The 9,823-nt window shown below is 60.9% G+C and carries 11 protein-coding genes and 1 other RNA gene; 8 read left to right on the top strand and 4 right to left on the bottom strand.

Annotated elements, in window-relative coordinates:
• Window positions 1-307 precede the first annotated feature (307 nt).
• Window positions 308-535: a hypothetical protein gene (locus tag M2282_RS06070; RefSeq protein WP_280807883.1), complete on the top strand. Its 228-nt coding sequence runs from the start codon at window positions 308-310 to the stop codon at window positions 533-535.
• A 22-nt stretch (window positions 536-557) separates the two neighbouring features.
• A complete protein-coding gene (locus M2282_RS06065; RefSeq protein ID WP_280807882.1) occupies window positions 558-734 on the top strand; it encodes a hypothetical protein in 177 nt (58 codons plus the stop codon).
• 42 nt (window positions 735-776) lie between these two features.
• Here M2282_RS06065 and M2282_RS06060 read toward each other — a convergent pair whose 3' ends face one another.
• Window positions 777-1,823, bottom strand: a complete 1,047-nt coding sequence (locus M2282_RS06060) for a restriction endonuclease (RefSeq protein WP_280807881.1) — start codon at window positions 1,821-1,823, stop codon at window positions 777-779.
• Between the two features lie 459 nt (window positions 1,824-2,282).
• Entirely contained in the window at window positions 2,283-3,182 is a 900-nt protein-coding gene (locus M2282_RS06055) for a hypothetical protein (protein ID WP_280807880.1), read from the bottom strand.
• Window positions 3,183-3,553: 371 nt separating this feature from the next.
• Here M2282_RS06055 and M2282_RS06050 point away from each other — a divergent pair, with 371 nt between their 5' ends.
• The 3 genes from M2282_RS06050 to M2282_RS06040 all read left to right on the top strand — a co-directional run bounded on the left by M2282_RS06050 (window position 3,554) and on the right by M2282_RS06040 (window position 5,016).
• Entirely contained in the window at window positions 3,554-4,147 is a 594-nt protein-coding gene (locus tag M2282_RS06050) for a recombinase family protein (protein ID WP_280807879.1), read from the top strand.
• Window positions 4,148-4,360: 213 nt separating this feature from the next.
• Window positions 4,361-4,657 carry a hypothetical protein gene (locus M2282_RS06045; RefSeq protein ID WP_280807878.1) on the top strand — a complete coding sequence of 99 codons (297 nt, stop codon included), beginning with the start codon at window positions 4,361-4,363 and terminating at the stop codon, window positions 4,655-4,657.
• Window positions 4,658-4,710: 53 nt separating this feature from the next.
• On the top strand, window positions 4,711-5,016 hold the full coding sequence (locus M2282_RS06040) for a BRO-N domain-containing protein (RefSeq protein ID WP_280807877.1): 306 nt from the start codon (window positions 4,711-4,713) through the stop codon (window positions 5,014-5,016).
• Window positions 5,017-5,266: 250 nt separating this feature from the next.
• Here the strand turns inward: M2282_RS06040 and M2282_RS06035 are convergent, their stop codons facing one another.
• Both M2282_RS06035 and ffs read right to left on the bottom strand, forming a co-directional pair.
• On the bottom strand, window positions 5,267-6,613 hold the full coding sequence (locus M2282_RS06035; RefSeq protein WP_280807876.1) for a DUF6538 domain-containing protein: 1,347 nt from the start codon (window positions 6,611-6,613) through the stop codon (window positions 5,267-5,269).
• Window positions 6,614-6,728: 115 nt separating this feature from the next.
• Window positions 6,729-6,825, bottom strand: an RNA gene (gene ffs / locus M2282_RS06030) — signal recognition particle sRNA small type.
• Between the two features lie 113 nt (window positions 6,826-6,938).
• Here ffs and dnaX point away from each other — a divergent pair.
• The 3 genes from dnaX (at window position 6,939) to recR (ending at window position 9,821) form a co-directional block, all read left to right on the top strand.
• Entirely contained in the window at window positions 6,939-8,816 is a 1,878-nt protein-coding gene (gene dnaX, locus M2282_RS06025; RefSeq protein ID WP_280807875.1) for a DNA polymerase III subunit gamma/tau, read from the top strand.
• 74 nt (window positions 8,817-8,890) lie between these two features.
• Window positions 8,891-9,223, top strand: coding sequence for a YbaB/EbfC family nucleoid-associated protein (locus M2282_RS06020; RefSeq protein ID WP_007836669.1), 333 nt, complete (start codon window positions 8,891-8,893; stop codon window positions 9,221-9,223).
• A gap of 7 nt (window positions 9,224-9,230) precedes the next feature.
• Window positions 9,231-9,821: a recombination mediator RecR gene (gene recR, locus M2282_RS06015; RefSeq protein ID WP_013540938.1), complete on the top strand. Its 591-nt coding sequence runs from the start codon at window positions 9,231-9,233 to the stop codon at window positions 9,819-9,821.
• The last annotated feature ends 2 nt before the right edge of the window (window positions 9,822-9,823 follow it).

Genomic DNA, 9,823 nt, shown 5'->3' with positions numbered 1-9,823 from the left:
TTCGCTGAGAGATTTTGCAAGCTGCGTTTCACTTCGCATGAAGTGAAACGAGTGGCTGAAGAGGTTGACGAGCCTTACCGCTGTCAGGTGGAAGGAAAAACTCAATTAAATCAACGACTTAAGGTGATCTGAAAACCTCAAGTGATACACGCTGGTGTCACAACGAACGCCCACTGTAGTCGAATCCTCGCCTAGCGTTGATGGTCAACATAGTGAGACACTCTCGGATAGTCGTTTGTAATTTCGTTTGGCTATGGGCAAAGTCGGGTTCTCCGCCCACTTCGGCGCGGCTTACACCACTGAAAACATGCTGCTGCAATTTGCCCTCGACCATCGCGAAGTTGTCTTGAACACAGGCGGGTCCTTCTACATCAAGACCACGCACAAGGAGGTGTTCATTGCCCGCAACCAACAGTCTCCCTGGTGGCCCCGTCATCACCGCGAAGGGGCATCTTCGGGCGTCCTCACGGCCTTCGGCTGGCAGCTCACCTACGACAAAGCGCCTGAGCAAATTGGATATCGGCCTGGGCGTTGAGAGCTAGCAGGGAACAAGAAGAATGAAGCTGCTTTCAACCCTGGCGATTCTCGTCTCCCTGCTGATGCTCTACATCGGCTATGACCTCATCGGCTCCAACTGGAGCAACGAAAGGGCCATCGGCGGGACACTCATGTATATGTGGCTGGTGCCCTTCGTGGGAGGTCTTATCGGGCTCGTGAAGGGTCTTCGCACATGACGCTTGGGCAGGCGTAGCTCAAGGCGGCGGCGCAGCCTCACTTCAATCGCTGCTGTCACTACCGAGCAGTTCCAGCTTTAAGTTGTGGATGAAGTTTCTGTGCTTCTCTGAAAGTTTCACAAGTCGGACATCAATTGCCCGAGTCTTTGGCGAAAACACTAGGGCAGTGAACCCACCTTCTTGCTCTGTGTTAAGCACTAGCGCTCCAGCAAAAGCCTCGCCCGAGGCAACATTTTCGATGATTAAATACTTTGCTGAGTCAGCTTTCTTTTGCCATTGAAGCAACCCGGTGACTGTTGCTGCATCCATTCGACACAGATCTTCTCCAACCCGGACGTAAATGCCCTCGTCTTTGATTTCAAGGGTATGCGCTTGCTGCCAGGCCGGGCTCGCAAGCACCTCCAAGCTGTTAAGTGGTTGGCCGAGGATAGAGGAGAACGCCCCTCGATACATGGTCGCGGCAGGCTCCATTCCTAGCAGCAGTTCGGTTGAACGCAGTAATAAGCCATCCGCGAATTCGCCGAATGTTGGGTATTTCGCGTGCGGCTGTCCTGCATCACTGTAAAGCGCGTCACCGCGTTGGATCATGCACGTCGCTTCCATGCGGATTGAAATTTGAGGCTGTATCCAGCATAGCAACGTCATCCCCGCCCGATACCTGTCCCGTGCTGTCCCCTGCATTTCAAGGGCCGGAAATTGATCCTGAAGATCACGAGTCCATTCCCGGAGTTCATAGAGTTCTACTCCGTGCGCAGCCGCCTTTTTGCGTGCAGCCGCGCTGAATCCAGATGCTGAAACAATCGCACGATGAGTAACTGCATCCATATCTTTCAGCTTGAGGCACAGTTGTTCGACGTCGATTAGGTCTAAAGGTTTTTTCTCGCGTTTGACCTCATAAGCTTTGAACGCATATGCCCCTCCTTCAGGCGGGGAAACGGTCACTGTGACGTCAACGTCGCGGGGCTTTTCAGCCGCCGAATCGTAGACCATATCTCCAAGCGTAGCCTCCACAACATCGGCGTCCCATTTCACACAACAGAGACCAACCAAGTACTGAACCAGCATTGGCGTAAGCAATGGATCTGACATCGAGTGTCCTTCAATTAAATGTCGAAGGCTGTATCAACTAGCATGACGTGATCGACGCCCGTTGGTCGCGCGGTTCGACGTACCGGTGACCAGCGTGGGGGTCGAATTCCGGCACGGGCATCATAGGCGTTGCAGCGATTTTGCTTTTGTCGCAAAAATGAGAGGACCCCCTCGAACAAATCCGGGGCGGAGATTCCCCCCTGTACCCCCTCGCGGCCCTACACGCCGACTCTCTGCCTAGCTTCTCAAGGAAGCCTCGCGGCCATCATCGAGGGTGCCGCACGGCCTGCACCACGCATCCTGCCAGCATGACGTGATAACTGTCCTCTTGGTCACACGGCTCGCCTGTCACGAGCAACCACTGAGCGGGGATCGCAGCCCACACGGTGGCCTCATCGGCATCGTGAAGGTGCGCCAAGGGGGTTGCCACGGCGTTGACCCAGTTGTCACTATGGCTCATCAGGCACTAGCGGTGGGAGTGCGGCGGGCGCGGAGAGTGGTGATGACACCCCGCACTACATTCCCGGAAACGGCCGCCGTGGCCGCCTCAGGATTGCTGCGTTCTCGCAGTTGCTTTCCTGGATGGATTAGATTCCGAGCATCCTTTAAAACGCTTCCAAAATCCGCCACGGTCGAATTCACTAAGCCTATTTCGGAAGCCACTTTCAGCAACTTTTCCAACCGCCAATCCTTCAAAGGCAAGGTTTTTCCTGATTGGTCCTTGGGAGCATTAACGGCGGTCATTGCCTTGGAAAGATGACTTTCCAGCGATGTGGCAAGCAATGCCTCAAGGACTGAGCCATACATCACAGTCGCGGATAACCAAGCACCGGACGAACGACACCGCTGTGCTTCTTCCCACCGGAACTGCAGGTTGTCTGTGATCACTTCAGAAAGCCCCAGCCCTGCGAACATCGCCGACGCGGCGTCGGCGTCGGGCGCCCTGAGCATCGAGTGATCTTCGACTAAACCGAGACGTGGCACCAACATCTGAGCGCAGTAAATGCGACCTTCGGCGGTCGGCGCTAGCGCAGGGCCTTGAGATGTGAACATTGGGTCCGCACTGCGGATCAGCCCCTCCGCCATCAGTTCCTCGACCGCCGAGTCGATGTCAGCTGATGTCCTGAACCAAAGGTAGACATGCAGCGACTTCACCCGAAAACACTCCGAGAATGCCTGTTCGTCTGGGTCCGTCCCCACACTCACTAGAAGGGCCAAAGCCAGATCGCGCGTACTAGCCTGCTGCGCAAGCAATGCGGGATGTCGGCGCTTCAGTTCTTGCCAACGCTTTTCACGCTCAATGTACCCCTCGGCTGTCGCCGCGAAACATGGCTCCGTCACCAGGTTTTCGCCGCTCATCTGATTCATCCACTGAACGGCTAGGAGTTTTTCTGCGCACATTGCGCTTAGCTCCGATTCCGTTTGCGCCTTGGTGAACTCCCATGTAGCTTTTGTCCGGCGTATGTGTTCCACCGGGTACCAACCGCCCCCGGGAGGTCGGAACATTTGGTGTTCGAAAAGCGCGTCTCTGATGGGGCTCATCGAACGATTATGAGCGGGCACGGTAGTTCTATGGCAAGCCGCTTCCGTCCATCAAGGGTACACCCGTGCCATACAGCGAGCCAAGGCCCAAATCGTGTCTGACTAGGGTTGGCGTTTGAATTGATTGGCACATTCCAGAATGAGTCTTAAACTTCAGGCTTACACATTCATTCCCGGATTACATCCCCATGACCGCATCCAGCAAGACCACCGGCCACGCACCCAAGGGCCAACGCATCGGCTACGTTCGGGTTTCCTCAGTCGGCCAAAACGATGCCCGGCAGTTGGACGGGATGATCCTCGACAAGACATTTACCGACCAAGCCAGCGGGAAGGACACTGACCGCCCGCAGCTTCAAGCGATGCGCGAGTTCATCCGCGAGGGCGATCACCTGTTTGTTCACAGCATGGACAGACTCTCGCGCTCCCTGATGGACCTTCAGGCGGTCGTAGAGGAACTCACGAGGCGCGGCGTGTCGGTGTCGTTCGTGAAGGAAGGGATGACCTTCACGGGCAACGATGACCCGATGGCAACACTGATGCTCCAGCTTCTTGGCGCCGTGGGCCAGTTCGAGCGGTCACTTATTAAAGAGCGCCAGCGTGAGGGAATCGCCATTGCGAAGGCGGGGGGGATCTACAAGGGGCGCAAGCCGGCACTTGATGAAGATGCCGCCGCATCGCTCCGCGACATGGCAGCAAGGGGCATCCCCAAGACCGACATTGCGGCTGCGCTGAAAGTCTCCCGGGCCACCGTCTATGAGTACCTCAAGGCTCCCGCCTGAGCGAAAAATCTAGCGCTGTCCGTAGGTTCAGCCCGGGGCGGTATCGCGATGCTTCCACAGGCGAGGCCCGCTTCCTGGGCATAAAACCCCCCCAATAGGTAGACCCCCCACTCGACCACCTCAAGGTGCCCGTCCTGGCGCACCTCATCGCCCCCTCTCGGTTCGCCGTCAGGGGGCTTTTCTTCGTCTTCATATCCACAAACTGAGCTTGCAATGGCACAACATCCAACCCCCCGCGTTATCCGCGCCTACTCCCTCCCGGTCCAACAATTCGACCACCTCAAGAACTATCAGCGCAGCCTTCAGTTCGCCGCCGACGCCGAAGCCGGTACGCCCGCCCGTGAGGGCGACGCTCACTGGATCACGAATAGCCAGACGCTCGCGCACATCATTCACCACCACGGCCTGGTAGCCACCGTCGCCGTTCGCTCGGACATGCACGTTGGCCCGTTCGTGTCGGCGCTGTACATGGGCGACTTGGTAGCCGGTCAGCCCGAGGTGCAACTGTGAGCGTCGCGAACGTCCCTGCCTTGTGCGTCTTCAGTCCCCCGAATGGGCAGCCCATGCGCGGCTTTAGCGATGCAGCCGGCGCCTTCTGGTTCGTCACTCTCGACGTGCTCCCGGCGATGGGCCTTCGAGGCGGGCCGAAGATCATTCCGCGCATCGACCATGCCGACAAGGCAGTCATCGGGAAGGGCAATGCTTACGGCATGCACCCCGACACCACGGTCATCAATGAATCCGGCATGTACACGCTCGCATCGTTGAGCCGCAAGCCTGAGGCGAAAGAGTTCCTGCGCTGGTTGGCCTCGCACGTTCAACCCACCCTCCACATCCTGCGACTGGCAGCCAGAAGGAACGCAGCATGACCCGCCTTCAGATCAACGACAACTTCGGGGGTGAACGCCTCCAGACGGCCGCACGTCCCATCGCAGCTACCGAGCAAGTCGCAGCACCAGTGGAAGACACGCGGTGGAAGGCGCTCGCCAACGTGTTCGCGGGCGGCGCTGGTGTGGCCGAGACGATGCGCCAGAAGGCCGAAGACGACGAAGCCGCAGCCGCCAAGAAGTGGGCGCAGTCAATGACGGTCTCGGAGCTAGGAAAGCAGATCGACTCAGGTCACATGATGCCCTCGCAGTCCCCGGTGTTCGTCGGGACTGTGCAGCACATTTGTCCTGCGTCGCTCTTGATGCTCTGGCCTTCGCCTTCGTTCGTCAGCACCAGAACATTGACTCCCTCGACCTTCTGAACGTCAACCGTGCGAAGCTGGCAGAGTTCGCCCAGCCGGGTACCTGTGAACAGGCCCAAGAGGGGAATCCAGTAGGCGGCCTCACGGCCTCCATAGCGGGCATCCGGCAGTTCATACGCCGCGTGCAGTGGCGAGGAGAACAGCGCCACGAGTTCGTCATTCGTCCACGGCCTTCGCTTGTTCGTCGTGGTGGTCTTGATGTCGAGGCCGCGCCACGGCTGCTTGGGAATCCATTGCAAAGTCTCCTCTGCAAACTTCAAGAGAGACTTGATGTTCGTGAGTCGATCACGGGCGGTCTTTGAGGTGTTGCAGTTCTCGCGGAGCCAGGTGCGGTACGTATCACCGATCTCGCGTGTGATGGCGTCGAGCGTCATTCCCTTGTGTTGCCCCTCGAATTGCTTCAGGGCGCGGTCATAGACCACGAGCGAGTCGGCGGAGCGGGGCGCATCGCCTGACTCCTTCCATCGGTCGTACACGTCACGTAGCGTGCGGGCCTTGCCCTTCGACAGATGGATATGTGCTGTCGATGGCAGCACTACAGGCGTTTCCACGACCTCCCCGGCGTCTCTCTCGGTGACCTCCTGCCGCGCCTTCCGGTAAGCCATCAGGCAGGCCGTTAGAGCCTCCTGTGCGCCTTCAACGCTCGGATCGAAGGCTACCCCTAGCTTCAGCGCTTCAAGGCGCACCAAGGGCAGCACAGCCGCTCTACGGCGTTTCGCAAGATCGGCACCCGCGCGAGCATCGAGGATGGCATTCAGACCGGCCAGCGTCTCCGCGTCATCGTCAGAAAGGCCCGCGCCTGGAGATGTGTCGCGCTCAGGAGGGAAGTACGGGGTGGCCGGTCCGAGGCCGAGCGTTCGCGTGTTGTGAAGCACGGCCTTCGCTACGTCAGTAAGCGGAGCGATGAGCGTTGAATCATCGCGTAGAGCATCGTCCTGACGGAGGACCCGTGCACGAATCCTCAAGGCCAACTCTTGCGCCATCTCTGGGGTTATGAGCGCCAGAGGTTCGGGCTTCAGCTCACGCTTTTTCACGTCGAAATCGGCGAGCCATTCGGCCCGCTTCAGAGTCGCCAAAAGGGTGGCCTCGCGGCGGTCGCTGGTCCCCAAAGCGATGTTCACGCGGGTCTTGCGATAGACCTCACGGAGCTCCTCGGGGATGATGATTCGGACGCAGTAGCGCGTACCTCTGAGGTTCAATCCCTCGACCTTTGCCATGTCATTTCCCGTCTTCATGTTGTACGGAGGTGACACAGCAAAGTGATACAGAGGAGGGCTCGTAAGCCCATGTCAGCGCTTAAGTTCTTGATAACTAAGCGCTTTACAGAAAGAGGTTGACGAGCCTTACCCCTGGCACTGACTACGCAGTTAGGGCTGCTTGGTTCCCCACCTGACCCGGTTGGCCACTTCACCATGCAGGGAGGCCCGTCAGCGGCGATTCTAACCCCGTCGATTTGCCCCCTTCGCCGAGGCGTGAATGATTTCGGGGACGGCGGGGAAACAAGCGTGAAGTCGCCTCCCCGCGCCTTTTAGAATGCCCGCAATGTCTTATCTCGTGCTCGCTCGCAAGTTCCGTCCGAAAACCTTCGGTGAGATGGTCGGTCAGGGGCATGTGGTGCAGGCGCTCGAGAACGCCCTGACCACGCAGCGCCTGCATCACGCCTATCTTTTCACCGGGACGCGGGGCGTGGGCAAGACCACGGTCTCGCGCATCCTGGCCAAGTCGCTCAACTGCCAGGGGCCGGACGGGCAGGGCGGCATCACCGCCACGCCGTGCGGCATCTGCCAGGCCTGCCGCGACATCGATTCGGGCCGCTTCGTCGACTACACCGAGCTCGACGCGGCCTCCAACCGCGGCGTGGACGAGGTGCAGTCGCTGCTCGAACAGGCCGTCTACAAGCCGGTGCAGGGGCGCTTCAAGGTCTTCATGATCGACGAAGTGCACATGCTCACCAACACCGCGTTCAACGCGATGCTGAAGACGCTCGAAGAGCCGCCCGAATACCTCAAGTTCGTGCTCGCCACCACCGATCCGCAGAAGGTGCCGGTCACGGTGCTGTCGCGCTGCCTGCAGTTCAACCTGCGGCCGATGGCGCCCGAGACCATCCTCGAACACCTCACGAGCGTGCTGCAGACCGAGCAGGTGCCGGCCGAGCCGCAGGCGCTGCGCCTGCTGGCACGCGCGGCGCGCGGCTCGATGCGCGATGCGTTGTCGCTCACCGACCAGGCCATCGCCTTCGGCAACGGCGAACTGATCGAGACCGGCGTGCGCCAGATGCTTGGCAGCGTGGACCGCGGCCATGTGTTCAAGCTGATCGAGGCGCTTGCGCAGGGCGACGGCAAGACGGTGGTCGACACCTCCGAGGCCTTGCGCCGCGATGGTATGTCGGCCGCTTCCACGCTCGAGGAAATGACCTCGGTGCTGCAGGCCATGGCCGTGCTGCAGGCGGTGCCTTCGCGCGCGGAATCCGCCGATTCGGCCACCGACCCGGATGCTGCCGACACCGCGCGCCTCGCATCGCTGATGCCCGCCGACGAGACACAGCTGCTCTACAGCCTCTGCCTGCACGGCCGCGGCGAGCTGGGCCTGGCGCCCGACGAATACGCCGCATTGACCATGGTGTTGCTGCGGCTGTTGGCCTTCAAGCCTTCCAACGCGGCCGCTTCGACGGCCACCCCGGAAAAAAAAACTCTGAATGAAGCCCAGGGCGCAGCGCAAAGGGCTCCGGCTCCCGTCGCTGCGCCTGTGCCGGCCCCGGCGCCCGTGGTCAGGCCTGTGGCCGAAACCCCGCATCCGACAGCGCCCACGCCGCCCGTTCCGGCACCCACAGCAGCATCGAATGCACCAGCATCGGTTCCCGCGGGACACCGCCTCGCCGTCGTCGACGAACCCCTGCGGCAGTCAGATCACAGGCCCTCGCCCACGGACACCCCCGCCAAAGTTGTCGGCATGCCGATCCGCGTGCAGCCGCCTCCCGGTCAGCGCGATGCGCCGCGCACCGACGAGCAACGCGGCCCGGCCGCGCCGATCCCGCCCAGTGAGGACGGCGACTTCTGGTATGCCACGGTCACCCAGCTGGTCGCGGCCGAAAGCATCACAGCCCTCTCGCGTGAACTCGCGTTGCAGTCGCAGCTCGTGGGGCGCGACACCGACCAGTGGATCCTGCGCATCGAGCGCGAAACGCTCAACCAGCCTTCCAGCCGCGAGAAACTCACCGCGGCGCTCAACGCGCTCGGCCACGACGTCAAGCTCGCGATCGAGATCGGCGGCGTGGTCGACAGCCCCGCGCGCCGCAACCGGCATGCGGCCGAGGCCCGCCAACGCATGGCGGAGGAGGCCATTCACAGCGACCCCGAGGTGCAGATGCTCATGCGCGAGTTCGATGCGAAGATCGTCCCCGGAACGCTGCGGCCGGCCTGACCCCTGACACCGGGCACCGCGGCCGCGTCTTTTATCCTTCACCCCTTTTCTTCACCACACACACAGGACCAACGATGTTCAACAAAGGACAACTGGCCGGCCTCATGAAGCAGGCGCAGGCAATGCAGGACAACCTCAAGAAGGCCCAGGAAGAACTGGCCCACATCGAGGTCGAAGGCGAATCGGGCGCGGGCCTCGTGAAGGTCGTCATGACCTGCAAGCACGACGTCAAGCGCATCACCATCGACCCGAGCCTCCTGGCCGACGACAAGGACATGCTCGAAGACCTGGTGGCCGCCGCCTTCAACGCCGCCGTGCGCAAGGCCGAGGAAACCAGCGAGCAGAAGATGGGCAAGCTCACCGCAGGCATGCCGGGCCTCCCGCCCGGCATGAAGCTGCCGTTCTGAGCGATTGATGGCCGACGCCAGTTCGCTCGACGCATTGGTCGATGCGCTGCGCCGTTTGCCCGGCGTCGGCGTCAAGTCGGCTTCGCGCATGGCGTTTCACCTGCTGCAGCACGACCGCGACGGCGCGCAGCTGCTTTCGCGCGCATTGCAGCAGGCGGCGGGCAATGTGCGGCACTGCGAACTCTGCAATACCTTCACGGAAGCACCGATCTGCAGCGTGTGCATGGACTCGCGCCGCGATGGGACGAAGCTCTGCGTGGTCGAGACGCCCGCCGACCAGGCCGCGCTCGAACGCACCGGCGCCTTCCGCGGCTATTACTTCGTGCTGATGGGCAAGCTCAGTCCGCTCGACGGCATCGGTCCGAAAGACATCGGCCTGCAGAAGCTGTTCGACCGCGCGCTCGACGGCACGGTGAGCGAAGTCATCCTCGCCACCAATTTCACCGCCGAGGGCGAAGCGACCGCGCATGTGATCGGCGAAGCACTCAAGCAGCGCGGCCTTACTGTGACGCGGCTTGCGCGCGGCGTGCCGGCCGGCAGCGAACTCGAATACGTGGACCTCGGCACCATCGCGCACGCATTGGTCGACCGTCGATAGCG

The organism is Variovorax boronicumulans, from assembly GCF_029892485.1.
GTDB lineage: Bacteria > Pseudomonadota > Gammaproteobacteria > Burkholderiales > Burkholderiaceae_C > Variovorax > Variovorax boronicumulans_B.
The sequence above is the reverse complement of the archived record's forward strand: the minus strand, read 5'-3'. Positions and strand labels throughout refer to the sequence as shown.

What these genes read in the sequence shown, in the direction of transcription:
- M2282_RS06070 (WP_280807883.1), top strand. Translation starts at nt 308, where the DNA reads ATGCTGCTGCAATTTGCCCTCGACCATCGCGAAGTTGTCTTGAACACA.
- M2282_RS06065 (WP_280807882.1), top strand. Translation starts at nt 558, where the DNA reads ATGAAGCTGCTTTCAACCCTGGCGATTCTCGTCTCCCTGCTGATGCTC.
- M2282_RS06060 (WP_280807881.1), bottom strand. Translation starts at nt 1,823, where the DNA reads ATGTCAGATCCATTGCTTACGCCAATGCTGGTTCAGTACTTGGTTGGT.
- M2282_RS06055 (WP_280807880.1), bottom strand. Translation starts at nt 3,182, where the DNA reads ATGAGCGGCGAAAACCTGGTGACGGAGCCATGTTTCGCGGCGACAGCC.
- M2282_RS06050 (WP_280807879.1), top strand. Translation starts at nt 3,554, where the DNA reads ATGACCGCATCCAGCAAGACCACCGGCCACGCACCCAAGGGCCAACGC.
- M2282_RS06045 (WP_280807878.1), top strand. Translation starts at nt 4,361, where the DNA reads ATGGCACAACATCCAACCCCCCGCGTTATCCGCGCCTACTCCCTCCCG.
- M2282_RS06040 (WP_280807877.1), top strand. Translation starts at nt 4,711, where the DNA reads ATGCGCGGCTTTAGCGATGCAGCCGGCGCCTTCTGGTTCGTCACTCTC.
- M2282_RS06035 (WP_280807876.1), bottom strand. Translation starts at nt 6,613, where the DNA reads ATGGCAAAGGTCGAGGGATTGAACCTCAGAGGTACGCGCTACTGCGTC.
- dnaX (WP_280807875.1), top strand. Translation starts at nt 6,939, where the DNA reads ATGTCTTATCTCGTGCTCGCTCGCAAGTTCCGTCCGAAAACCTTCGGT.
- M2282_RS06020 (WP_007836669.1), top strand. Translation starts at nt 8,891, where the DNA reads ATGTTCAACAAAGGACAACTGGCCGGCCTCATGAAGCAGGCGCAGGCA.
- recR (WP_013540938.1), top strand. Translation starts at nt 9,231, where the DNA reads ATGGCCGACGCCAGTTCGCTCGACGCATTGGTCGATGCGCTGCGCCGT.